Origin of the sequence: Hafnia alvei, from assembly GCF_964063325.1 — a bacterium.
GTDB lineage: Bacteria > Pseudomonadota > Gammaproteobacteria > Enterobacterales > Enterobacteriaceae > Hafnia > Hafnia alvei_B.
The window spans coordinates 1,950,986-1,976,753 of record NZ_OZ061315.1 but is presented as its reverse complement, the minus strand read 5'-3'; the positions used below and the strand labels follow the sequence as shown (position 1 = coordinate 1,976,753).

The window sequence follows — 25,768 nt, the reverse complement described above, 5'->3', positions numbered from 1 at the left end:
ACGCTATGCCGCAGATACCGCTACGCGCTTTTCACGGTTAATGTTTTGCAACGCGGCAACATCCACAATCAACGCCACGCTGCCATCACCGAGGATCGTAGCGGCTGAAATCCCTGGTACTTTTCGATAGTTGGTTTCCAGATTTTTTACCACCACTTGGTGCTGCCCAACGAGCTGATCGACCAGCAAGGCATAGCGACGGCCCGCACTTTGCAAGATGACCACAATGCCCTGCATGGCATCGGTTTTAGCCCCTTGCACTTCAAACACGCTATACAGTTCAACCAGCGGTAAGTATTCGCCGCGCACTTGCAGCACGCGCTCGCCGCCCGCTAACGGATAGAGATCTTCTTCGCGAGGCTGAAGGGATTCCATCACCGCATTTAATGGCAGGATGAAGACTTCGTTATTCACTTTGACCGACATGCCGTCGAGGATCGCCAGCGTTAACGGCAACACGATGCGGATCGTGGTGCCCTTTCCGCCCTGCGATTGAATTTCAACGTGGCCGCCCATCTCCTGAATATTTCGCTTCACGACGTCCATACCCACGCCGCGTCCAGACACGTCGGTGACCTGTTCTGCGGTGGAGAAGCCCGGCGCAAAAATCAGCAACCCGACTTCGTCATCGGTCATGCTGTCGCTCACCGCCATTCCCTGAGAACGCGCTTTCGCCAAAATACGTTCACGGTTCAAGCCAGCGCCGTCATCACGCACTTCGATGTAGATATTGCCGCCCTGATGTTCCGCAGACAGCGTTAGATTTCCTACCGCGCTTTTTCCCGCCGCAACACGAACTTCTGGCGTTTCGATGCCGTGATCGAGGCTGTTGCGGACCAGATGGGTTAACGGATCGATGATGCGCTCGATCAGGCTCTTATCTAATTCGGTTGAGCTTCCGAGCAGGGTAATTTCTACCTGCTTGTTTAGCTTACTGGCTAGATCGCGTACCTGCCGTGGGAAGCGGCTGAATACGTACTCCATCGGCATCATACGAATCGACATCACCGACTCTTGCAGGTCACGCGCGTTGCGTTCTAACTGGCCGAGACTGTTAAGTAAATCACCGTGCTCTACCGGATCGAGCATGTCTGAACGCTGCGCGAGCATCGACTGGGTAATCACCAGCTCACCAACCATGTTAATCAGCTGATCGACTTTCTCCACGGCCACACGAATACTGGTGCTTTCTGCCGCTTTGGCTGGGCGTTTTGGCGCTTCGGTCTGACGCGGAGCGGACTGCTCAGGCACCAGTTTTAATTCTGGCGCGGTGGTCGGTTTTGCTTCGGCGGTTGGGGCTGGCGACACGGGCTGAGCAGCAGTCGCCGTATTTTCAGCCGAAGCCATCGCACCGTGATTAAACGAAATTTGCTCAGGTTCCAGCACAAAACAGAGTACGGCAGCAATATCATCTTCGCTGGCCGTGGTTTCCAGAATCGCATCCAGCCCGTGCTCGGTTTCAGCGTGTTGGCGAATGGTGCCTAAATTGCCAAGCTCTTCCAGCATCAGCGGCACTTCTTGCGACTTCAGCCCGCACAGGGAAAGAGAAATGCACCCTTCGGGTACTGCCATTTCGCTGGTTTCGTTATTGCTGCCTGCGGTAGTTCCACTCTCTTGCGCGACGACGGTGAGATGCTGGCCGTCGGCGGCCTCGGGCTCGTTGGTTTCTTGAGCTTCTAACGCCAGTTGCCTTAATGCCTGACAGATATACTCAAAACTGGCGTGATCGGGATCCTGCGTGGATTTATAGGCATCGAGCTGGTCCTGCATAATATCTTTGGTTTCCAGAAACAGGTTGATGATATCGGTGCTCAGCCGCATTTCATGACGACGTGCACCATCGAGTAAGTTTTCCAGCAAATGGGTGGTTTCTTGCAAAATGTTGAAACCAAACGTCCCTGCGCCTCCTTTGATGGAGTGAGCGGCACGGAAAATCGCGTTGAGTTGTTCAATATCTGGCTCTTCAGGATCCAGCTCCAGCAGGTGCTGTTCCATATCTGCCAGCAGTTCATCGGCTTCATCAAAAAACGTTTGATAAAACGCAGTAATATCCATGCTCACAGGTCACCTCTTTTCGGTCGGTGTTGTTGTAATAATATGGTCATTCATCGGTGCTAATGGACTGGCTTGCACCGGTGATGCCTGTGGCGCAAGGTTTACCGCGCCTCCTACGCTCCACTGCTTCATTGCCGCAGGATTAGAAAAATCCATTTCCTGACTTTCTGAATTCTCATGTTCAATGTTGTGCTGGGCGTTTTTGTTTAACACTAAAATACTGATACGACGGTTTATCGCCGCGTCACTCGATTGGGATTTCAAACTCATGGTGTCGGCCATGCCGACTACGCGCAGAATTTTTCCTTCAGCAAGTCCACCGGCAATCAGCTCGCGGCGCGATGCGTTGGCGCGATCGGCGGACAGTTCCCAGTTGCTGTAGCCGCGTTCACCGCTGGCATACGGCAAATCATCGGTATGCCCTGACAAACTAATTTTGTTCGGCACGTCATTTAAGATCGGCGCAATAGCCTGCAAAATATCGCGCATATAGGGCTCAACTTTGGCACTGCCGTTTTCAAACATCGGGCGATTCTGGCTATCAATAATCTGAATACGTAAACCTTCGTCCATCATGTTAATCAGCAAATGCGGCTGTAACGCTTTTAGTCTTGGATCGGTCAGGATGAGCTGATCGATTTGCTTACGCAGTTTCTTCAGTCGTTCGCTGTCTGCTTTGGTAGCGGGATCCGGCATAGATTTTGCGACCTCGCCCTCTTTTTGCATCATGTCGTCACCACCGCCTGGGATTGGGCTAGTGCTGGCGCTTGAGCGGTCGCCGTGAGTTAATGCAACAGCCAGCGGCGTTCGAAAGTACTCCGCGATCTTAGTCAGTTCCTGCGGGCTGGCGATTGCCAGCAGCCACATCACCAAAAAGAACGCCATCATTGCCGTCATAAAATCGGCATAGGCGATTTTCCATGAGCCGCCGTGATGTCCCCCCTTATGGGAGGACTTCCGTTTTTTAACCAGAATTATCGGGCGGTTGCCATTTTTCATACTTCCTCTTCCACCGCCGACTGTTGTACCGCAGGCGCTTTCACCTGACGTACATGCTCTTCAAGCTCGATAAACGATGGACGCTCGGTGGAGTACAACGTTTTACGGCCAAACTCGACCGCAATTTGCGGCGCATAACCATGCAGGCTAGACAGCAACGTGGTTTTCACGCACTGCATCATCTTGACGGTTTCGGCACAGTTTTGACGCATCAGAGAGGCCAGCGGAGAGACAAATCCATACGCCAGCAGAATGCCTAAGAACGTACCGACCATGGCATGAGCAATCAGCGCGCCCAGCTCTGCGGCAGGACGATCGGCTGAGGCTAAGGCATGAACCACCCCCATAACCGCGGCCACAATGCCAAAGGCCGGCAACGAGTCTCCGACCATCGCCAGACTATCTGCCGGACCTTCTGCTTCGCTCTCGAAGGTTTCAATCTCTTCGTCCATCAGTGCTTCAATTTCAAAAGCATTCATGTTGCCGCTTACCATCAATCTCATGTAGTCCGTGATGAACTCAATAAGGATCTTATCGGCAAGAATTCGGGGATAATTAGAGAAAAGTTCACTTTCCTGCGGGTTTTCAATATCGCGTTCGAGCGTGAGCATGCCTTGCTGGCGTGCTTTCGCCAGTAAGAGATACATCAAACCCATGACTTCCATGTACAGTGCTTTGTTGTATTTAGCACCACGCCCCAGTTTGGGTAGCGTGCGTAGCGTCGCTTTGATGGCTTTGCCGTTGTTGCCAACGATAAATGCGCCAATACCAGCACCGGCAATGATGAGCAGCTCAGCGGGCTGATACAGAGCACCAAGATGCCCCCCAACGATCATGTAACCGCCGAGCACGGCGATAGTTACCACGGCATAACCCAATAGAATAAGCACGCGAATTCCTTAATGCTTAGAATGGAAATTGGGTGTAACGCGCTGTCCAAGAGGACGGAGAAGGAGAATTCAGAAGTCGTCAGATGACGGCTCGAAAGGAAGTTAACCGGTGGTTTAGCCAAACAATATCGTTTTTGCTACCCCACCGATTGCCAACCTATAAGACTGATTGCCTCAATCAGGTTACACCACGCGTTTCTCTTGCTCATTGAGCAATTGTGGGAACATATCGGCAAGATTGTCAGAAAGTTTACGTTTTTTTATTGCTCGTGACGGTGGTTGGCACAAACTGCAAACAAACGAGCTGAGCGGTTGGTGTGCATGCGCAATAAACGAGCCACCGCAGCAAGAGCATGGAGAAGACTCCAGCATCCCGCTATCCACAAAGCGAACCAATGTCCAAGCGCGTGTCAACGCCAAAACAGGCTGTTCACCTGGCATGACGGGGCATTGTTCAAGATAGAGTTTGTAGGCTCGTATCACGGCCTCCACGCCACGGCATGATTTACTGTTAATCATGAAGGCATAGACGTTATAGAACATCGAAGAATGAATGTTCTGTTCCCACGTCATAAACCAATCGGTTGAAAACGGTAACATGCCTTTCGGCGGAGGACTGCCTCGCAGCTCTTTGTAGAGCCGAATAAGGCGGCCGCGGCTCAATTGCGTTTCACTTTCTAACATCTGGAGGCGTGCCCCCAGAGAGATAAGCTCCATCGCTAGCTGAATGTCGCGTGCTTCCTGAATAATGCTTTTTTCACTCATTATCAGACTCTTTTGTGAGGGGGGCAGGCATCTGTTGGCGAAAGCTGCTTCAGCAAATGGCTGGAAAGCATAATTCCAGTATGGATCTGCTGGAGATCGTCAACGCGTGACTCTTGCGTCAATTTTTGAATCGTTTCGTGGTCGCTGAAACGGAACTGGCAAACCAACTGATTAGTTTCAGCTAATTTAACCATCTGCGGCAGGGTTAAGAGAGCCAAAGAATCTGCCATTTCATTGTTAATCCCCAGCCTAAACATCGCTGAAGCCTTCTCTTCATGAATTAGACGCTGTGCTAATAACAAATATGACAAATTGATGTCATAAATATGCTTGAGTATTTCAGAGGTACTCATTACTCCCCCTGTAAAATTTGTTCGCCAACATAATGAAACGCACCATTTACTTTTCACGCTCTCGCGGAGCGAAAAAGTAATGGCGCCTGATAACTATCTACTCAAATGAAAGCCTGACCCTATCAAGGCCCCCCCCTAAAAAGAGGAGATTTCAACCGTAATATCTTTGGAGGTTGTATCTTAGATGTACAATTTTTTCAGACTTACAATACTTAGGAATTTTACAATCAAATAAGAATATTCCTGATTCGTGGCAACTCTACCCCCGTTTAAGAGATATATACAACGAGCGCCTCAGGTTAATTTAAGAAAAACGTGACATGGATCACATAAAATCAGTAAATAAATATTACGAATGATTTAATAGTTCATTAATGCGTCAAAGATTACGACTTCCTAACACGAGAGCTAAGCGCTTGAATCTCAAACACATCACATACAAAAAACACATAAAAAAAGCAGGTATTTCGAGTAAAAAAACCTTAAATCTTAAATTAAAAGCTTAAAACGCTACTTATATAGCTTTTGTAGATATTTAGTCCTACATCCTTGTTGAAAGTATGTTTTCTATAAATAACCCATGTAAATTATGTTGCTGCTAGTACAGGTTTCTACGAGTAATTCTAATGTTAAAACGAAACAACATTTTATAATTTTAAACTATCTTTTGTTGAATGTTGGATAAGCGTAAATAATGTGAAATACGTCACGGTGTAATCGGTTTCATTGCAGACTAAAACCAACATAATACCTTTAAATTTATGTTTCATTAAGCCGCCCCGTTCCCTTCTTAATACCTATAGACTCAATATTTATATGTAATAACGTAATCTATTTTTATTTATAAATACGAAATCCCTGACGCTTTACCGCAATATCATCCAACCAGAATACCCATAAAGAGTTAGTGGAAATACATAGCTGGCTCATCAATACATTAACCCATCTGCTTTATGACCTACGTATCCGCGATAACATCCGGCAGGAATTTGATTAGACATAAGTGCTTTTTTCTCATGGTGTAAAACTGGTTGTGATTTTCCCCACAGCTTATCTGTGGTCTATTCTTTATCATGGTTATATTGTCATAGGGAATGGAGGCAGGTATGAGCTACAGGAGAGTTCTCGTTGCCGTTGCACAGGCACCGGACAGCATTAAACTCGTTGAAAAAGCTATCGCAATCGTTCGCCCCTATCAGGGCGAAATTACACTACTGACCTTGTGCAATGAGGCCGACCTTTGTTCTAGTTTTGCTGGGTCGATGCTGGGCTCTTTGCGAGAGCTTATTCACGAAGAGGCCAACCTGTTTTTAGAGCAGCTGCGTTCACAGGCTGACTACCCCATTAGCCGCACTATCGTTTGCAATGGGGAATTAGCTGATGGCGTGATTTATGCGTGTAGTGAAAGCCCGGTTGATTTGGTGATTTGTGGTAACCACTGCGAAGGCTTCCTAAAGCGCATTTTAAACTCGGCAACCCACATTATCGACAAAACCCACACCGATGTTTTAATCGTCCCGCTTTAAGGGCAATTCCTAATTTCTGCCTCGTTTGGATACTTATCCATCAGCAAGGCGATGACGTTAATGCCGTGAGGGGCATTTTTGGCTAATCTTGATCGGGCTACTAACAATACTGGCTACTAACAATACCGGCTACAGTCCATACCGGCTACAAACAATAAAAATGCAGATCGGCTCAGTCTGCTTACTGCAATGTCGTAGGAGAACACCCATGGATCAAGAGCTACAAGATGCGGGTTACCGCCTGTATCACGGCAAAGAAATTGACGTCTATTTTAACCTCAGCATTTGCCAGCATTCTGGCAACTGTGTAAGAGGAAATAGCAGCCTATTCAAACTGAACCGCCAGCCTTGGATTGTTCCTGATAACGTCGATGCCAAAACTGCGATTAGCGTTATCAATACCTGCCCCAGCGGCGCACTGAAGTATCGTCAAAAATAGGGAGCTTACGGTGGAAATTCTTGAAGGTACCAACAATTTTTATGTGAATGATGCACAAGGTAACCTGATCGCCGAGGTGGTTTTTGTCCCAACCGGTGAACATCTGGCTATTATCGATCACACAGACGTAGATGAAAGTTTGAAGGGTCAAGGCGTTGGTAAACGGTTAGTCGCCAAAGTGGTTGAGAAAATGCGTAAAGAAAATCGCAAAATTATTCCGCTATGCCCGTTCGCCAAGCATGAATTTGACACCACGCCAGAATATCAAGATATCCGTGCCTGATTGTTTTTCTCATTGGCATAATCATAAGTCTTGAACCGCTTTCATTTGGCCGAACTCGGATGTTCAAGACAGAAAAGGAATTCACATGCGTAGTTTTAAAAGCCATCTGTTTAAGTATGCCATTAAGCGTCATTTTGCTCAGGCCGATCTAGATGACGTGGCTACCATGCGCAAACAAATGGATGAGTTAGGGGAGCGTCTCCCTCTCGCTCAGGGGACGCATCTTAAAAGCGTTGAGCCATCCGGCATTTATGCTGAATGGCTTACCCCAACCAATGCTCACGCTGATGCTGCTATCCTCTATTTACACGGTGGCGCCTATCACATGGGCTCATGTTCCAGCCACAGAGCGATGGCATCATTTATCGCCGATGCCGCCAAAATTCCATTATTGCTGGTCGATTATCGCTTAGCGCCAGAATCGCCCTATCCGGCCGCACTCAATGATGCAGAAACCGTTTACCGCTGGCTGCTGAATCAGCCTGAAATTAATCCCAAACGCATTTTCGTGATGGGTGATTCCGCCGGTGGTGGATTAGCCTTGGCGCTAACGCTGCGAATAAAATCAGATTCAGCGCTTCCACTCCCAGTAGGCATTGCGGTGTTGAGCCCTTGGGTCGACCTTTCGATGAGCGGAGAGTCCGTGAAAACACGTCTGACGCGCGATCCTTTTTTTGCGCATCATCTCCATCAAGCCGAGCGCTGTGTAAAAGCCTACAGCGGTGTTGCATCGCTAACCGATCCGAGTGTTTCTCCACTATTTGGAGATTTGAAATCGCTGCCGCCGCTATTGATTCAGGTTGGAAGTGAGGAGATTTTATATAGCGATGCCGAGCGTTTCGCCCAAAAAGCTGAAATCGCCGGGGCTGACATACGCTTCTCTCGCTGGCAGGGGATGTGGCATGTTTGGCAATATCTGGTACCTCGCATGAAAGAGTCACGCTTGGCAATTGCCGAAATTGGCGATTTCTGCCGCAATCGGCTGCAATAAAAAAGGGAGTGGCAACTTATGCCGACTCCCTTTAAAACGGGGATCATTTACGGTTATTAAACGATTTTTTTCGCCTGATCCAATACCATGCCGCACACTTTGGTCTTAATTTTTGCCTTCATGTCGGTCGTCATAGAGCCTAAGTTGTTCAGATTAACATCATCTTTACCCTGCAGATCCAAAATACCGTTCAAACCATTCTGGTAAGACTGGCTCTCTGTTTGAGTGCCCAATTTATTCAACAACGAGTCTTTAACAGATTCGATCTTTTGGTTACCAGCCGCCAGCACGTTGTTCTTTACGCAGTAGCTCAGCACACCACCAATGTTTGCACTGCTGGTAGATTGTAGTGCCTGAGAGTTTCCTCCCATCAATGAACCCAACGCACCGCCCAGCAACGAAGGGCTGCTTGCGCTAGTTGAAGTATTGGAACTGGTAGACGAAAGCTGTTCGCTTGCGCTTTTCAGTGAGCCCATGAGATCTGCATGAGCTGCGTTCATACCCATAACACCAGCTAAAATCAGCGCGGCACGGCTCAGTTGTTTTAATTTTTGGTTCATATTTAACCTCATTCTCTTAGTGAGACGGATAATAGGGTTGCCTATTAGAGAGATCAATATTTGTTTAATATAATCCACCCATTAAAGAATAATCTGTATCTATGGTTCATTATCAGTACAATGCACCAGACAATTCTCATCACCCATCTTATTTATTTTCTGGCCGTCTCGACGAAGGGCGTTGTGTTCAGGCCTCATGCGGCTTTGCCACAGGGTGAGGTATTTTTAATCATAATATTTTTAATTGTTTCATTTATTTCAATGATAATTGAAGTGCGAATAAATGTTTCATTTTCCTGCCTTTCCATCCTGTCTCTTTTATAGTTAGCGCATTCCAGCATCCCGCTTTTATTATTTTTTTACTGGCACAACTATGCGCAAAAAAAGCCCATCGAATTCACGTGGCAATTATTTTCAAGGACGATTTGTTCTCATCTGTATTGGTATCGTCGTTTTTCTTGTTCTGCTACTTGGCAGAGTGGGCTATCTACAGTTGATGAACCATCCCCTGTTGGAAAAAGAAGCCGATCAGCGTTCGTTGCGCTCGCTCATTACTCAGCCGTTGCGTGGCACAATAACCGACCGTGAAGGCCAGCCGCTGGCCGTTAGCGTGGCATCAAACGATATCATTGCTGACCCTATCCATATATTGGAGCGCGATCCTAACTTAACGAGCACACAGTGGCCTTATCTCAGCACGGCCCTTTCTATCCCTGAAAGAGATATTAAAGAGAAGATATTAGAAAATGCCCATCGCCATTTTCTTTATCTTGGCCGTCAAGTTGAGTCAAATATCGCTGAATATGTGAATAAACTGCACATCTACGGTATTTCTACCCCAGCCGATTCTAGCCGTTATTATCCAATGAGCGACGCCGCCTCTAACCTGATTGGTATCGTCGGTATGGATCAACAGGGTTTGGATGGTATCGAAAGCGGGTTCAATAACCTGTTGCAAGGTAAACCAGGGCACCGTGTGTACCGCAAAGATCGCTACGGCAACGTAGTGAGCCTGATGGAAGACGATCCTGCACAGCAGGCACCCACGCTCAGTTTGAGCATCGATCGCTATTTACAGTACGCGCTTTATTCCCACCTGCGTGAAGGTGTGTTGCTCAATAAAGCCGATTCCGGCGCAGCGGTACTGGTGGACGTTAACACTGGTGAAATTTTGGGGATGGCGAGCTATCCCTCCTACAACCCAAATAACTATCAGGGCGTTCCGCAGAAAGATATGCGCAACGTGGCGATTTCTGACAGCTTCGAGCCGGGCTCAACGGTAAAACCGCTGGTGGTCATGGCGGGCTTAGAGCGTCATTTGATCCGCCCTGATTCGGTTATCGACACAACGCCTTATCCCGTCAACGGGCACTTGATTAAAGACGTCGGCCACTGGTCACGCTTAACCATTACCGGCATTTTGCAAAAATCGAGCGACATTGGCGTGTCACATATTGCGCTGGCGATGCCGTCTGACGTGCTCGTTAATCTTTATCATAGCTTCGGCTTGGGGGTTTCCACCGGTCTAGGCATCGGCGGTGAAAGCAGCGGCTATTTCCCGCTACACCGCGAACGCTGGTCAGACATTGAACGTGCGACCTTCTCATTTGGCTATGGTCTACGCGTCACACCGCTCCAGATGGCGCGTGAATATGCCACCATTGGCTCTTTCGGCGTTTTCCGTCCGGTATCTATCACTAAAGTCACGCCGCCGGTATTAGGGACGCGGGTCATGGATGAAAAAACCGTGCGTACCGTGGTTCATATGATGGAAAGTGATGCCCTACCCGGTGGTAGCGGCGTGACTGCTGCCGTGCCTGGATACCGTCTTGCCATCAAAACCGGTACTGCCGAGAAGATGGGCGACACCGGTAAATACGACGGCGGCTACGTCAACTACACCGCAGGTGTGGCACCCGCTAGCGATCCTCGCGTTGCGTTGGTGGTGATGGTCAACCATCCAAATGCGGGTAAACACTTCGGTGGCTCGGTAGCCGGTCCGGTGTTCGGTCAGATCATGGGCGACGTTTTGCGCCACATGAATATTCCTCCTGACGCCTTAACTGATCAGCAATCCATCAATTTAAACAACCAAACGCTGACACATAACATACAAAGCAGCAACATCGTTCACAAAGGTGCCTAAAACTACGCATCCCGGATGATATCAACCGCGTTGGTATCATCCGGTGAGTATGGTTTTTTGTTCTGTTAACCCTCTGAGCTCTCAAACTTTTCGCTGTAAACACCGACTAAATTTCTGCAATTCTCTGTACTAGAAAATTTGCTTCCTAAATCACACTAAGAACCCGCAGTTTCTGTTGCTATTCGCGCCCGCTCGGCATATCTTCTTGCAGCTTTGCCCCATGAGATTAGGCATAGCGCAAAAAGTAAAATGGAAACTCCCCCATGACACACCAGAGACAATGATGACAGTGACCGTCAACATGCGAGTGGAGATGTATCCCGCGGTTAACTTTGGTGCTCTGCACCCTTTCAGATAATAAAAATGAACTTTACATCAAATCCTTTTGAGCCAAAAAATAAGGCTCGTGAATTACTGAGTCCTTATACCCTGCTCTATTTTGTGCTCGCAGCGCTGATTAATCTGGGCCTCGGCTACGAATTTAGCGTTATTTACGCCGTTGGCCTCGGCTGTTTCTTCCTGCTGCTCGGCAGCTACTTACCACGTCTGCAAAAAGCGGTGCTGTTTGTCTGTACCTTAACCGCCGCATTTTACTATCCGTTTGGCCGCGTTTTCGGTCCGCCAAACTTTAACTCGATCCTTTCGCTTTACTCAACGAACCCAGAGGAAGCCGGTGAGATGATGCAGATTTTCCCCTATTGGGACTATCTGATTGCCGTCTTTATTATGATCCTCGGTATCTTCATCTTGCGCAGAAAAACGCCGCAAATACGCCGTTGGACAATGGCTAAATCATTGTTCTTATTTGCTTCCGTAGGGGCATTGCTGCTCGCGCCGGTGACAAACCTGAGAGCCGGTGGCGAATTTAAACTCAGTGATACTGGCTATCCGGTAGTACGCTTTGTTGAAGACGTATCACATGGGAAAAAAGAAGTCGAAGCCGAAATGGCTCGCATGAAAGAGTTATCCTCTGTACCGGCGACCTGGCACGTAGATAGCGTGAAAGCAAATCGTCAGGTATATGTGCTGGTGATTGGCGAAAGTGCCCGCCGTGACGCGCACGGCAGTTTTGGCGGCAAGTGGGCCAACACGCCGTTCGCAAGCCAAGTGCCCGGCGTATTCTTTAACGACTATCTTTCAGCAGCACCTTCTACGCAAAAATCACTCGGCCAAACGCTGAATCTGGTTCGTGACGGAAAACCTGAGTACCAAAACAGCATTATTACGTTGGCCAAATCAGCGGGGTTTCACACCTATTGGTTTTCCAATCAGGGGCAGATTGGCCGCTATGACACCGTGGTAGCCAGCGTTGCCAAGCGCGCAGACGATGTGCGTTTCTTGAAGAAAGGTGATTTTGAAGATGGTAAAGCCACGTCTGACTTCGATCTGCTTCGCTTTACCGATGATGCTTTACAGGCAACTACCGAGGGGCCAAAACTGGTGGTATATCACCTGATCGGTTCACATCCGAAGGCCTGCGATCGTACCGGTGACCGCTATGAGACTTTCGTGCACTCAAAAGAGACCTCATGCTATCTCTACAGCATTACGCAAACGGACAGCTTTCTCAGCCAGCTTTATAACCAGCTAAAGAGCAGCGGACAAAACTTCTCGATGATCTATTTCTCCGATCATGGCTTAGCATTCCATGAGAAAGGCACCAGCAACGAGTTTCTGTCTCATGATGATAAATACCAGCAAAACTATCAGGTGCCGTTAATGATGCTATCTTCAGATGACACGCGTCATCGGGCGATAAAAGCACGCCGCTCAGCCGAAGATTTTTTGCTGCTGTTCTCGGAATGGACGGGAATTAAAAGCCAAGAAATTGCGGCTAAATATCAGTTTATTTCCAACCAAAAACGCCCTTCGCCAACGGTAATGAATTTTGCCTTAAAGCAGGTGCCTTATAGTTCTTTGGGCAACGATCCTTTTACGCCTAAAGCAACACCGGCAACCATGCATAAATAATTCATCTGATTGAATTTAATAAGCCCTACATTGTTAATTACGCTGTAGGGCTTTTTTATATCATCTTATTTGTCACTAATACTCACTCATTATAGTTATTTCCCACTGAGCAGAGAGATATTTCTCCCCCTTCTGTCTAAGCGAATAACTATATTAGCTCAGATTATTTATAATATTTACGTCACGCTGGCGGCACTTAATGTAGCGTTATTTTTACAGTTTCATCAAATTCAGCTCAGAAAATTCCTATTGAGAATTATTTCTTACACCTCTTCAGATAAGCTAAACTAGCGCCGAGAATAGCGTTCTTAGCCCAGCAAACTTCTCTCATCAAAAAAATTAAGATATTGTTTCATATGATTTATTTATTAAATCTCTGGGTGCCTAATAATTAGGGCGAGTACAAAACCAAGAGCAAGACGCTCACTTAAAATTACAATGTTAAAATAAAGTCATTAAGCATTGATATATTGTAAACACATTGCACTGATGGAGTAATGGATATGTTTTTGAAGTTAGCCCCTAAGCGACTTCATACACCGCTTCTCATTTTTTTCACTCTGGCGGTGTTTATTTTCGCTGGTAGCTATCGCAGTGAAAGTGCGCCTGTGAATTTTTACTTTATGCCGGTTTTTTTAGCCGTTTGTGTGCTGTGCGATATCATTATTACCACCATTGCATTTAGTCACTCTCGGGCTTTCAATAATCGACAAACCTACGCAATCGGCGGTGCATATTTAGCATCTGCAATATTAGCAGCCTTCATTATTGCGGATTATCCAACAGCCTTAGCCGTGGGTGCTACGTTTGATTATGATAGCAACTCGGTTTGGTTATGGTTCTTGTTAGAAATGAGCGCCTCAATTTGCGCTGCGATTCTGATTTCTTTACCCAAATCACTCAGCCTCAGGCGCACGGTGGTGTTTGTATTATTAGGTTGTCTCGTCGCCTCGTTCATTGGGCCATTAGTCTCTCATTTTATTCCACTGCTCACAGAGAAGTGTAATCACTTTCACTGTGAACTCACGATTAGATCGGGATTAATTTATATCTCTGGTTTGGTGAATTTTCTTTGTCTGATCTTTTTGTGGTTTAAATTAAAAAACAAAGGGCTTATCGAACAGTGTTTTCTTTTCACATTGTTCCTACTGGTTCTGGATGACGCCTTTAGCCTATCGTGGCAAGCCCGCTATACCGTCGGTTGGTATACGTGGAAGATCATGATCATGCTATTAAAACTGGCTATGTTGATGATTGTGTTGCTGCGCATGATGGACGACTACAAGCTGATTGATGAGAATAATCGTCGCCATTATCGTCAATCCATTACCGACGATCTGACTGGGTTACATAACCGCCGTTACTTTGCGCAAAATACACCTGCGCTTTGGGAAGAAAATAGAGCCTCCGGCCAGCACATTGGTCTGATCATGTTAGATGTGGATAAATTCAAAAAATATAACGATCGCTACGGGCATTTAGCCGGTGACCGTTGTTTAGCGAAAATAGGCCACGCGCTGGATCTGTCAGGCAATCTTGATGGAAATCTGGTGGCACGCATGGGTGGCGAAGAGTTTGCAATGTTTATTCCGTCAACGGACAAGCAGCAGTTAGCACAGCTTTGTGAACGCGTACGTTTGGCCATTGCAGAATTAAAGATCCCCCATGTTGGAAACCCAGAGGGGGATCACTACGTCAGCATGAGCATTGGCGCGGTCTTGGTTGATCCCAGCCAAACCGCCCTCGACATCAGCGGCACCATGAACCTTGCCGATAAAATGCTTTATCTAGCCAAAAAGCAAGGGCGCAATCAGTCTAAAACAATTAGCGAAGGCGAATTCACTCAGCAAATGAGCGAACAACTCTAACCCGCAATTATAGATCCTCGAGAGGAACCTGTTTTAGTGCCTCTACCTTCATCAAAAACTGATACAACGGTGCTAACTTCGTCAGTTTTTTTGCCAGCATGGTGGCCAGTTCAGGCGTGAAGAGCTGCTCAACGTGATGATCTGTTGCCATCACCGCAAACGTTTTGCGGTTGTACCAGTCAGCAATTTCAGGGGCTTGGTCTTTTATGAGTGGGCGCTTGTACATATCGCCCACCAGCTCAAAGGGCGCTTTGCAACAGGCTCGAGCCGCGGCAAACTCTGCGGGTTGGCGCAGCGCCAAATGACGAAAACGATCCATAGTTCCCTTCGACGCCGAGTAATAGCCCAGCCCATAGCGCAGCATGTCGGGGCTGATTTCGAAGAAAAACACCGGTGCATCGGTCCATTCTTTGGAATGGCGTTTAAACGTCAGCCACATCCGGCTGCGGTAGCGCGATTTATCATGTGAAAAACGGGTATCGCGATGAATACGAGAAAGCGTTTTGCCAATCGCTGGACGCGTTTCAAACAGTGGATCGATTTTTAGCATGGGCTGCGCGAGTTCATCGACTAAAGCGCGGAACGGTGTCAGAACATGTTGATCATAAATCGGACGGTGTTCTTCAAACCAATCCTTACTATTCTCGATACGTACCTGCTGTAAAAAATTTAATCCCTGTTGGGTAAAACCGTTGAATTTTGTCTCTTTCACACCCTATTCCCTGCTTATCTTTCCACAGGCATCTCGCCTGTGGAAATGGCTCTCAATAACAGCCGTTATAGAATTAAGGCTTCATGGCTGCAATGATTTTTTCGCTGTCAGATACCCGTGCAATACGCGGGAAAATATACTTAAAGCTGTGTTGGTGTTGGATATCGTCAAAAGCGCTACAGGCGTCTTCGGCTATCACCAAAGCATAACCATGTTCCCAAGCATTTCTCGCGGTAGATTCTACGCCAATATTGGTGGAAATCCCCGCTAAGACAATATTGCGGATGCCACGGCGGCGCAGTTGGAGATCCAAATCGGTGCCGTAAAATGCGCCCCACTGATGCTTTATCACCTCAATGTCTTCCGGCTGCGCATTAAGCGCTTCAGGGAAGTTCCACCAATTCTCCGGCAGCGCATGGGCTGGCGATGGTGCATCAACCGGCTGTTTAAGCGCTTCGTCAAATGACTCATTCCAACCAACGCGCACCAAAATCACCGGCGCATTTAGTTCACGGAAACGTTCCGCCAGCCGCGCCGAGCGGGCCACTACGTCACTGGCTGAATGAGGGCCGCCAGCAAAAGGCAAAATCCCTTCTTGAAGATCGATAAGCACCAGCGCGGTTTCAGCGGCATTCAATGTCAGCATATAAACTCCCGTTATTCTTTGAATAAATTATCACGCTAAATTTGACCTTAAGTACGGCACTAGTTTAGGCGTTAGGCGATACTCAAGGTGTAAATAAAACCTCCCACGCAGCGAGAAAGTGTTAGTAAATGTGATAAAAACTCGTTGATTCAATGAATTGAAAATAAAACGTCATTTCTTTTTACTTTTTTTGTGTAACAGGCACGTCATTACCAGTGATATTATTACATCGACAATCTTTTCATTTAGCCTTCTCCCCCGCATATTGAGACGTCATGGAATCTTGGAAAATAAACCTCATCTCGGTGTGGTTTGGCTGCTTTTTTACTGGCTTAGCCATGAGCCAAATCTTACCCTTCCTGCCGCTGTACGTTGAACAGCTTGGGGTTCACAATCACGAATCGCTGAGCCTGTGGTCAGGTTTAGTATTTAGCGCCACCTTTATGGTATCGGCACTGGTCGCTCCGCTATGGGGAAGTTTAGCCGACCGCAAGGGGCGCAAACTGATGCTGCTACGCGCCTCATTGGGCATGGGCGTGGTGATCGCATTGCAAGGCTTGGCGACCAACGTATGGCAGCTGTTTGCGCTGCGTGCGCTAATGGGGCTGACCTCTGGCTATATACCCAATGCGATGGCGCTGGTGGCCTCTCAGGTGCCTCGGGAAAAAAGCGGTTGGGCGCTAGGCACACTGTCGACCGGACAAATCTGCGGCGTGATCGCCGGCCCTCTATTAGGTGGCCTGATGGCCGACCATCTGGGGTTACGCACGGTATTTTTCTCCACCGCGACCATGATGTTCGTGAGCTTTTTGGTGACGCTGTTCTTAATCAAAGAACGCCGTGTGGTGGTTCGTAAAGAAGATCAGCTCAGCGGGAAAGAGGTTTTTCGCTCTCTGCCCTATCCAACGCTCATCATCGCTCTGTTTGTCACCACGCTGATGATCCAATTAGCGAATGCCTCGATCAGTCCTATTCTGACGTTATTCATCCGCCAACTCGCCGCAGACACCAATAATATCGCCTTTGTCAGCGGAATGATTGCCGCGGTTCCCGGCATTGCGGCGCTGATATCTGCACCGCGATTAGGCGGGTTGGGCGACAGAATCGGTACCGGCCGTATTTTGATCTTTGCGCTGGGATTCACCGTGGTGCTCTTTGCCATGATGGCCTGGGTGAGATCGCCGCTACAGCTGGGGATGCTGCGCTTTATGCTGGGCTTTGCCGATGGAGCCTTGATGCCGGCGGTGCAAACTTTGTTGCTGAAATACTCAAGCGATCGCGTGACGGGGCGTATTTTCGGCTATAACCAGTCGTTCATGTACTTAGGCAACGTGATCGGCCCAATGCTTGGCTCCAGCGTTTCTGCGGTGCTGGGCTTCCGCTGGGTCTTTGTCTTTACCGCCGTGCTGGTGCTGATCAACATGCTGCAAATTCGTCATGCGTTCAAAAAAATACGTTGAGGACTGACGATTCCGCATTACGGCAACACAACGCCATGTTGCCGTAATATCTGTTGGTATTTAATTCTCAACCGGTACCGGCTTCTTATATTTCGCAAATACCGCGCTGAGCATAAAGACCACGATAGTTGGAATAATCCACGCCATACCCTCTTTATAGAATGGAAGGTTTCCGGCCACCCAAGGCAGCTCTTCGGCTGGAACCACGCTTTGTAAAATCCCGATGACGAACGCAACCAGCGTTGCAGGCATGCACAGGGCGACAGAATGATCGCCCGGTCTAGCCAGCGCGCCATATATCACCAGCACAATGAATGGCGGATAGACCGAGGTTAACGCGGGCAAAGAGAAGTGAATAATTTCGGTCAGCCCAAGATTAGACAGCAGCATAGAGGCGGCGGCCAAAATCACCACGAACATCTTGTAGGATTTACCCGTTATCTGACTGAAATAGGAAGCACAGGCGCTGGTTAGGCCAATCGCCGTCACCAAGCAGGCAACAGTAATGATAAAGGCCAAAAATATGCTGCCTTGATAGCCGAACCCATTCACGATGAAGGCATGTAAAACATCAGCGCCGTTAGTGGCTGAACGCGCCAGCGGCAGACTATAGGCACCTAAATAGAACAGGCTGACGTAAACATAGGTCAGCCCTGCTGCGGCAATCAACCCCGTGATTACCATGTAGCGCGTGATCCGCTGCGATGAATCAACGCCATGTGACTTAATCGCATTCACGATAATAATACTAAACACCAGTGCAGCCAGCGTATCCATGGTGAGATAGCCGTTAATCATGCCGCTGGAGAGCGGATTCTCAACATATTCAGGAAACGTGAACAGTTCGTTGCCTGCCGGACGCCAGAATGCGTACAACCCCAAAGCGCCAAGCGAAGCCACTTTGATCGGCGAAAGAAACTTGCCCACAATATCAATCAGCTTTAGCGGGTTCAGCGAGCATAGAACCACGGCAATAAAGAACAATAGACTAAATACGCTGAGTGGCACATGGCCTGAAAACAGCGGATTAATACCGATTTCATAAGAAACGGTGGCGGTTCGCGGTGCGCCAAACAGCGGCCCCAGCGCCAGATAACAAATCAGTGAAAGGATCAGACCAAACAGCTTACCTGCCGGCTTAGTCAATTCCACCAATGAACCGTTGTTACGCGCCATCGCAATCAGCGCCAGCACCGGTAAACCCACGCCGGTAATTAAAAATCCCCCGGTGGCATACCAAAAATTCTCACCGGCTCTTAGGCCAATAAAGGGGGGAAAGATGATGTTTCCTGCGCCGACGAAGAGCGCAAAAGTCATAAATCCAAGTGTAATAGTTTGTCTAACATTCATAGGTTATAAGCCGCTTTGTGTCTGGGTGTTCTCTGAGCAAAACCTTACCGACCACGCGGCATGCGCACTCATCTAAAGTAATCAGAAATGATTCAAGCCGAAATATCAGCCTGATATATACATAATTTATCACATCGCTGCCCGGCGATGTGTTGGATTCAAATTATCAACGAGAAGTTGAAAAATCAACATTGCGTTGAAAAATAAACCTATGTTAAGGTTCGTCACCTTACGGTCTGTCATACCCATAATCGGCCTGTTCCGGCAGTTTGACCTAGACTTAGCCAACTCATTGACCTTTTGAGACCCGATATGCCTAACCAAAACAAATCTGATAGCAAACGCCAAGATCGGTATCTTGTCGCAGGAACCACTGTTGTGATGCTGGCGCTCTACATCATTATTTTGGCATCTAATCTGATGTGAATGTTTCAGCGTTAGCGAAAAGAGAATGGTAAATAGGTTCGGAGGGGTTTACTGCTGCGGCATCAGCTATCGCTTACACGCTATAAATTTCTTTAAAATGCTGGCACCCTGCAAATCATCCGCAAAGTGCCAACACATCATGAACTTAATAAGCCAAAATGCCCACAGCCGCGGGTAAATAGCGCAGCGAGAATATCAGCTTATCTTTTCCACAGGCTGAGGTTTGGCGCAACACCGAGCTAATTTCTTGCGCCGATGCCGGCTGTGCATGAAAGGCTTTATCGCCTTTGATTTGGCGGAAGATTTCAAAAACCTCACCCGCCGCTGGCGATGTTTTCTCGCATCCTACCGTGGTATTTAAATACAGTGAACGTTCGCGTTGGCTGAGTTTATCCACACCCGCGCCATCCTGAGCCCAGATCTTCACCCCAGTCGCCGCAAAATCAGCCACCGTATCGCGGTAAGTGTCTGGCGTCATATTACCGGCAAAAAAGCTACTGATGCTCACCGGTTTATCGGCGACAGCCAGCAACGATTGCTTAGTTTCAGTCAGCCATTTCACGGCCACCGAACGACTTGTTTCATCACGCCAGCGTAAATCATCCAGCTCAGGCGTCAGATACCAACCCGCAATATTTGCGCTACCAAACTTATCTATCCAGCGCTGAGCAACGGCAACATCCTGTGTGCGCTGGCGGTTTAGGTAATTGCCTAATGCCTTCACGGGTTGGTTTTGGCGGGTGAAAAACTCGGGGTCAGCATGCAGCCCCACCACGATATGCAATCCGCGGTCGTGCGCAACGCGTGCGCGATCCATCAGCCACTGCTGCTCTTCCCCTTGGCTAAAGGCGCTGCCATATTCGCTCCACTGCAGCACTAAGGTATCGAAACCCGCATCGCGTAATGTGTCCATCAGCGTTCGCCACTGGGATTTATCCGCGCTCATATCTCTAAGCTGCGGCTGATAAATTATGGCGTTCATCGCGTGCGCCCAAGGTGCCATCAGCAAGAGTAATAAGACGCACCAGCGAGAGATTATTGTCATTACCAGCGTCCTCCAAAGGTCACAAAGGCGCCATTTTTAGATTCCACGATTTGGTTCTTCCCACTAAATAAATGTTGGAATTCAATACCAACGCTGATTTTGTGCGGGTAGGCATCATAATGATTTTCGCCTGACCACATATTCCAGCGCACGCCAACGCCACCGAGTTTAGCATCAGAATATGCACCGTTCTGAGTGGCGTTATATTGCAGATGCCCATAGGGTTCCACAGTTTGCGCACTTGGAATATTAGGGATTTTCTGATGCCAGCTCAGTCGATAATCAGCGGTGTAACTTTGGCTATCCTGTTTGACGTAGTGAGCCGCATCCAGATAGAGGTTTTGCGCGATCCAACCGTTCCCATTAGGATGCCATTCATCGCTATACTTGCCGCCGTTAAGGAAGGATGCGCTGGCGCGCAGTAGCATATCCGCTTCGCTTTCATGTCTATCCAGCGGAATTTGCTGTTCTGCCGCTAAATAAAACACCTGCTCGCGCAGCGGTTTCCAGCGAACGCCAAGCCCCATCATCGGTGCCTTAGTGGGTAAGAAGTTACCTTCGTTTCCGCTACCGGCAAACACTCGACTGTAAACAGATAGCAAATCACCATCTACAATTTGGTTGTGTCCGATGCGGTATTCCGCCTCCATCTGCCCGTAACTTCTGCGCGCGGCATACGGCTGGGCCGAACTGCCTAATACGCTGCTGTTTGGAATGCTATTCTTACCCGACAGCCCCATCGATGTATCAACGCTAAATGTCCAGCGACGCCCAGTGTCTTCATGCATGCGGCGGAAATTGAATCGACGCTCGCTATCCTGCTCGCTCAATCCCTGCGGCGCATAGGCTCGATCGATATCATCCACCACGCGTTCGGTATAGCTTTGCGCCTGTGGAATGTCATCTAAACGTTGATTTACATAGGCCAACTGTTGAATCAAAGCAGGATCGTCTGGCGTATTTTGTTCCGCCAGTTTCAGCTCATCGCGAGATAGCGCAATTTGATCCGCATCCCATAAGGCATAACCCAACGCCGCATGGTTGGCCGTATTATCAGGCTCTAAGGCGATCGCCTGACGCAAATCAGCCAACGCGAGATTAAGCTGACCTTGTTGGCGATACAGCGCCGCACGGTCGGCCAACGCTGATGCCATCGGTTTAATTTCAATGGAACGATTCAAGTCAGCCAGAGCGCCGGATGGAGCGTTTTGGCTATGAGAATGCAGCCACCAATATTCCGCCGTCTGATCTTGCTGATGCTTCTTCGCTTCGCGAAGCCAACCCGTTAACGCATGGATATCGTGGGCAGCCAGCGCACTATTTGCCGCCGCCATCGTGTCGTTCGCGCTCATATCAGCCACCGGAACCGCAGACCATGCGCGTGAAGCTGCTTGGAAATCTTGAACCGCATAGGCTTGGTAGGCGAGCGAGCGCTTGCTGAAGGTATTCGGTTGACGCCGATCGGCCTGCTGATACGCGAACAGAGCGAGCCCCGGCGAATCAGTGTGATAGCAGTTAGCTAATTGATACCATGCCGTAGCACCATATTCTGGCGACATATCGCCCAGCAAACGACGCACAATCGGGCACTGTTCCTCAGTGTTGAATATCGATGCTTGCTGCATTCGCTGCTGTGGCGTTGGCAACGGCACCGACAATCGTTCGATGTCTTTTGCCGTCAGCAAACGGGGATCCTCTTTTAGCAGAAGCATTAAGCGGCCAGTCAGGTTTTGTCCCGTTGCGCCCGCGTTTTGATATGGATAGCGCGCCAGTAACAAGCGGCTAGCCTCTGCCTTCTGCCCGGTCTGAACCAGCTGATAGCTAAGCCGATCGAGTAATGTGAGATCCTGCGGCGATCGCTGATACATCTGTCGTGCAAGCTGCACTATTTGCGCAGTATCGTTTTCCGCTTCGCTCAATTGCAACCGCTGCTCTAACAGCTGATCGCGGGAATATCCCGCCAGTAGGCGTTTGGCCCCCGCAAGATCGTGCTGTGCAATGCGATCCGGGATTAGCGTTTGCGCGATATAGGTTTGGTTTTCAGCAAAGTCAGTGGGGTAGCTGGCTAACGCCTCACTTGGATCCTGACTGTATTTTGCCAGTAAATAGAGCCAACCGCGTTCCTGATCCTGTTGTACAAAACGCGGCGTTCGCGTTTGTAGATAGGTACTAAGGCGAGCATTTTCATTACGCAGCGCCAGCGACTGAGCATAATGTAGCTGCTGCAAGGGCGCGTTCATCACGTTGATCCCTTGCAGCGCGACGAGTCTGTCGTCGCTATGCTGTGCCAGTAAAATACCAAACCACTGATTTGACTGTTCGTATGTCAGCTTACCCTGCGTGCGTAGTCGCTCAAAGCTGTCGTCAACGTCATCCCATTTTTTCAGGAAGATCGCCCTTTGCATAATGGCATCCGCCAGCGTATGTCCTTCTGGCGTGGCGTTAAATGTAGCATCGTTAAGCTGCGCTTTAGCGATATCAAACTGACCCAGACGCAGTGCATGCTGCCCAACATCGCTGCGACAGTAAGTCGTAGGATCGCTGTCACAATCAGCTTGATAGCGTTTTAAATCTGCCAGCGTATTGATAGTCCACGTTTTTCCCGGAACCGCCGCGAGCGCCGCTTTTAATTCGATATAACCTTGCGCACTGCTTGGGGTTCTTTTCAACTGCCGATCTAATACCGCTTTCGCCTGCTTATCATGCCCAAAGTGGCGATAAGCTTCAGAGAGATAAAGGGCTAAACGCGCACTTTCCTGTGCTTGCTTGTGGGCTCGTTCAAATTCACTGATAGCCACATTTTCACGCTGTTCTTTGAGCGCCCGCATCGCTTTTTCCAGATGCGGGTAAACCATGAAGTATTGGCGGTCACTAATGCCGAGATCCTCTGAACTTCCCGGTTCCGGCGCCGCAAAAGCCACCGTGCTCATCAAAACTGAGCCGATGAGCACGCTGAGGTGACAACGCTTAATCATGCGGCCTCCAGCATCTGAATTTGTTCCTGACTTAATCCCGCCTGCGCCAGCAATGACGCGAGCGTTGGCTGTAGTTCTTTTTGTATTTCGAGGGCGCGATTCAGCGTTGCTTGGCTCACCACATTTTCGGTCACTAAAAACTCGCCAAGTGGCAGAATGCTACGCTCGTGTCGAAGCAACAATGCCTTAAGCGAAGCACCATCAATGCTCCCAAGCGATGCCAAGATTTCCGCAAACAGCAATTGGCGCGAAACAAAGTTCGACCAGATTGACTCGCTTTGCTCCTGAGTAAGCCACTTCTCAGCCACCGCTTTTTCAAGCATGGCGTAGTGATCCTTTCCTCGAAGACGCGCATACCAATGACGTAGCCCCACCACCACCTGCCCGCTCGGCGCAATAACGTAGCTGACCCGCTTTCCAACTTTGCGCGCCAGCGCCGCCAACGAAACAGGGTCTATCGCACTTTCGCAAGCGAAGATCATTTTCTCATTCTCTTCGCGTATCGGCAGCGCCGCATAGTGCAAAGCGACAGAGGCAGGCACTTTTTCGATCAGCGCCGGATCTATTTTGCGTTCATCAATAGATTCTGCCGTAACATCATTTTGTACTGCTAAGGCTTGAGCCAGCTGCATTGGCGTGATGATGCCGCGATGTACCAACGTATTGCCCAGTTTTAAACCTGGAATACGGTTGACCAACGCATCTTCGAGCTGTTCCTGCGTGACTGCACCTTGCTCAATCAGAATCGAACCTAACAGACGCAATGCGCGGTTCTGACCCACGCTAGGAAAATCATGGGTGGTTTTGTCCCAAGCCACTCGCCGTGGATCGCCATGCTGAATCACCTGCCTTAACGCACGCCAGTTCGCCATAAAGTTGATCAGATTGCCCCAGAACAAGCGCAAAATCGACATCAAGCCTTGTCGCAGTCCATAATAAACCGTCACGAAAACGACTCGCTGGAACATACGATTTACCATAAGACCAAAGTTGATCCACAGCAGCGTGAACAACCATGTGTCGCCGGTAAAAATCGATAAAAAGCGCCACGCATCGGGCCAAAATCGTTGGTAGAGTGCCAGCAAGGTCAGTTGAATCATTACCAGCATAGCGAAGAAGCTCAGGAAATTATTGATAGCCCCTTTTCTGTCGCGCCACAGGAAATAATTCATCATCGGGCTGCTGCTCCAATGATGAGTTTTGAACCCTTGAAAGACGATACCAATAATCCAACGTGATTTTTGTCTGACCGCGGTTGAGTAGGTATCGGGGAAATATTCACGCACGCAAATAACATTGGCCGATCTGGCTCGCTGGCCGAACGGCGTTGAATGCGGCTTAACCCCGTCTGGCAATACCGGGAAGCGAACAAAAATCTCCTTCATCCCTTTCTCTTTTAAACGAAAACCAATGTCATAGTCTTCGGTCAAACTTTGCACATCAAAAGCAATACCATCACCATCGGCTAACAACGCCATCACCGCTCGACGGCTAAAACAGGTCCCTACGCCAGCGCTCGGTACCTGCCCCGCGATAACTTCACGTACCGGTACATCTTTGCCGTGCTGTTCAGCAAATTCATCAATGTCCAAGGGCGTTCAAAGGGATAAACAGGGATTTGAATTAAATCTTTGCGTTCAACCAGATAGTTGAACAATCTCAGCTCCATCGGCGAAATCACATCTTCAGCATCGTGCAAGATAAACCCTGAAAACTTAAAATTGGCACTCTGCTCAAACTGAAGGATCGCATCGAGTACGTTGTTCAGACAGTCGGCTTTGCTGGTTGGGCCCGGTCGTGCACAGACAACTTTATGAATATTGGGAAATCGGGCACAAACCTCGTCGACATCACGCTGGGTGTCTGGGTCATTTGGGTAGGTGCCAACAAAAATATGATAGTTTTCATAATCTAGCGTCGTCGCGGCTAGCTCGGCCATATTGCCTATGACGCCGGTTTCGTTCCAGGCAGGAACCATGATCGCCAGCGGTTTTTCATCAGGCTTATACAGCTCTTTGTGGCTTAAGTGTTTATGCTTTTTGTAGGTCGTTAGACTGCGCCAAATGCGCCTTGCCCAGTAAACAATATCGATGAAAAGATCATCAATACCGCTGATAAGCATCAGTATTGCTAAGGTTATCGCAATAATCTTTATGCCATAAAGATATGTGGTAAATGCATCAACCATCCAATCCATTAAAAACCCCAAAGTGATTTCAAAGCGGTGCAGAGCCGCAACTGAGCAGGTGACGTGGGCGTATCGTTGATCTATAGGAGATTTTTTTCACTTTGCCCAACCAGAGGGTAA

18 protein-coding genes and 2 pseudogenes are annotated in these 25,768 nt (G+C 48.5%); 8 read left to right on the top strand and 12 right to left on the bottom strand.

The genetic code is table 11. From position 1 onward, the window contains the following. Window positions 1-3: 3 nt before the first annotated feature. From cheA to flhD, 5 genes and pseudogenes are all read right to left on the bottom strand, one after another. Window positions 4-2,055, bottom strand: coding sequence for a chemotaxis protein CheA (cheA, locus tag AB3Y96_RS09360; protein WP_367300304.1), 2,052 nt, complete (start codon window positions 2,053-2,055; stop codon window positions 4-6). Window positions 2,056-2,205: 150 nt separating this feature from the next. Further along, window positions 2,206-3,054 (bottom strand): annotated as a pseudogene (gene motB / locus AB3Y96_RS09355) (flagellar motor protein MotB); the annotation flags it as partial. Beyond that, window positions 3,051-3,944, bottom strand: coding sequence for a flagellar motor stator protein MotA (motA, locus tag AB3Y96_RS09350; protein ID WP_040046931.1), 894 nt, complete (start codon window positions 3,942-3,944; stop codon window positions 3,051-3,053). The gene motA and the pseudogene motB, both read right to left, overlap by 4 nt. A 183-nt stretch (window positions 3,945-4,127) precedes the next feature. Further along, entirely contained in the window at window positions 4,128-4,709 is a 582-nt protein-coding gene (gene flhC / locus AB3Y96_RS09345) for a flagellar transcriptional regulator FlhC (protein ID WP_046457813.1), read from the bottom strand. A gap of 2 nt (window positions 4,710-4,711) precedes the next feature. Beyond that, a complete protein-coding gene (gene flhD, locus AB3Y96_RS09340) occupies window positions 4,712-5,062 on the bottom strand; it encodes a flagellar transcriptional regulator FlhD (RefSeq protein ID WP_025801692.1) in 351 nt (116 codons plus the stop codon). 1,106 nt (window positions 5,063-6,168) lie between these two features. On the opposite strand from flhD, the gene AB3Y96_RS09335 reads away from it, so the two are divergent. The 4 genes from AB3Y96_RS09335 (at window position 6,169) to AB3Y96_RS09320 (ending at window position 8,301) form a co-directional block, all read left to right on the top strand. Beyond that, window positions 6,169-6,588: a universal stress protein gene (locus AB3Y96_RS09335; protein WP_046457814.1), complete on the top strand. Its 420-nt coding sequence runs from the start codon at window positions 6,169-6,171 to the stop codon at window positions 6,586-6,588. Between the two features lie 208 nt (window positions 6,589-6,796). Beyond that, the gene (locus tag AB3Y96_RS09330; protein ID WP_072307413.1) at window positions 6,797-7,027 is read left to right on the top strand and encodes a (4Fe-4S)-binding protein; all 231 of its coding nucleotides are present in this window, start codon (window positions 6,797-6,799) and stop codon (window positions 7,025-7,027) included. Window positions 7,028-7,037: 10 nt separating this feature from the next. Next, on the top strand, window positions 7,038-7,310 hold the full coding sequence (locus AB3Y96_RS09325) for a GNAT family N-acetyltransferase (RefSeq protein ID WP_072307412.1): 273 nt from the start codon (window positions 7,038-7,040) through the stop codon (window positions 7,308-7,310). A gap of 85 nt (window positions 7,311-7,395) precedes the next feature. Then, window positions 7,396-8,301: an alpha/beta hydrolase gene (locus AB3Y96_RS09320; RefSeq protein ID WP_367299036.1), complete on the top strand. Its 906-nt coding sequence runs from the start codon at window positions 7,396-7,398 to the stop codon at window positions 8,299-8,301. A gap of 56 nt (window positions 8,302-8,357) precedes the next feature. Here AB3Y96_RS09320 and AB3Y96_RS09315 read toward each other — a convergent pair whose 3' ends face one another. Beyond that, on the bottom strand, window positions 8,358-8,861 hold the full coding sequence (locus AB3Y96_RS09315; RefSeq protein ID WP_367299035.1) for a DUF2501 domain-containing protein: 504 nt from the start codon (window positions 8,859-8,861) through the stop codon (window positions 8,358-8,360). 373 nt (window positions 8,862-9,234) lie between these two features. Here AB3Y96_RS09315 and ftsI point away from each other — a divergent pair, with 373 nt between their 5' ends. The 3 genes from ftsI to AB3Y96_RS09300 all read left to right on the top strand — a co-directional run bounded on the left by ftsI (window position 9,235) and on the right by AB3Y96_RS09300 (window position 14,846). Next, window positions 9,235-11,007, top strand: coding sequence for a peptidoglycan glycosyltransferase FtsI (gene ftsI, locus AB3Y96_RS09310; RefSeq protein WP_367299034.1), 1,773 nt, complete (start codon window positions 9,235-9,237; stop codon window positions 11,005-11,007). Between the two features lie 363 nt (window positions 11,008-11,370). Then, complete coding sequence (locus AB3Y96_RS09305) at window positions 11,371-12,978, top strand: phosphoethanolamine transferase (protein ID WP_367299033.1); 1,608 nt, start codon at window positions 11,371-11,373, stop codon at window positions 12,976-12,978. Window positions 12,979-13,481: 503 nt separating this feature from the next. Then, the gene (locus AB3Y96_RS09300; RefSeq protein ID WP_072307407.1) at window positions 13,482-14,846 is read left to right on the top strand and encodes a GGDEF domain-containing protein; all 1,365 of its coding nucleotides are present in this window, start codon (window positions 13,482-13,484) and stop codon (window positions 14,844-14,846) included. A 7-nt stretch (window positions 14,847-14,853) separates the two neighbouring features. Here AB3Y96_RS09300 and AB3Y96_RS09295 read toward each other — a convergent pair whose 3' ends face one another. Together AB3Y96_RS09295 and AB3Y96_RS09290 are read right to left on the bottom strand one after the other, a co-directional pair. Next, entirely contained in the window at window positions 14,854-15,558 is a 705-nt protein-coding gene (locus tag AB3Y96_RS09295; protein ID WP_367299032.1) for a DUF2461 domain-containing protein, read from the bottom strand. A 73-nt stretch (window positions 15,559-15,631) separates the two neighbouring features. Then, a complete protein-coding gene (locus tag AB3Y96_RS09290; protein WP_072307405.1) occupies window positions 15,632-16,204 on the bottom strand; it encodes a hydrolase in 573 nt (190 codons plus the stop codon). Between the two features lie 275 nt (window positions 16,205-16,479). Here AB3Y96_RS09290 and AB3Y96_RS09285 point away from each other — a divergent pair, with 275 nt between their 5' ends. Continuing rightward, the gene (locus tag AB3Y96_RS09285; RefSeq protein WP_072307404.1) at window positions 16,480-17,664 is read left to right on the top strand and encodes a multidrug efflux MFS transporter; all 1,185 of its coding nucleotides are present in this window, start codon (window positions 16,480-16,482) and stop codon (window positions 17,662-17,664) included. Between the two features lie 60 nt (window positions 17,665-17,724). Here AB3Y96_RS09285 and brnQ read toward each other — a convergent pair whose 3' ends face one another. The 4 genes and pseudogenes from brnQ to nrfB form a co-directional block, all read right to left on the bottom strand. Next, window positions 17,725-19,014 (bottom strand): branched-chain amino acid transport system II carrier protein, encoded by a 1,290-nt coding sequence (gene brnQ / locus AB3Y96_RS09280; protein ID WP_367299031.1) that lies wholly within the window; start codon window positions 19,012-19,014, stop codon window positions 17,725-17,727. Window positions 19,015-19,585: 571 nt separating this feature from the next. Continuing rightward, window positions 19,586-20,485 carry a DUF4434 domain-containing protein gene (locus tag AB3Y96_RS09275; RefSeq protein ID WP_367299030.1) on the bottom strand — a complete coding sequence of 300 codons (900 nt, stop codon included), beginning with the start codon at window positions 20,483-20,485 and terminating at the stop codon, window positions 19,586-19,588. Further along, on the bottom strand, window positions 20,485-23,460 hold the full coding sequence (locus AB3Y96_RS09270; RefSeq protein WP_367299029.1) for an NfrA family protein: 2,976 nt from the start codon (window positions 23,458-23,460) through the stop codon (window positions 20,485-20,487). The genes AB3Y96_RS09275 and AB3Y96_RS09270 overlap by 1 nt, the downstream gene beginning before the upstream one ends. Beyond that, window positions 23,457-25,657 (bottom strand): annotated as a pseudogene (gene nrfB / locus AB3Y96_RS09265) (cyclic di-3',5'-guanylate-activated glycosyltransferase NrfB). Before nrfB ends, AB3Y96_RS09270 begins: the two are co-directional and overlap by 4 nt. Window positions 25,658-25,768 lie beyond the last annotated feature (111 nt).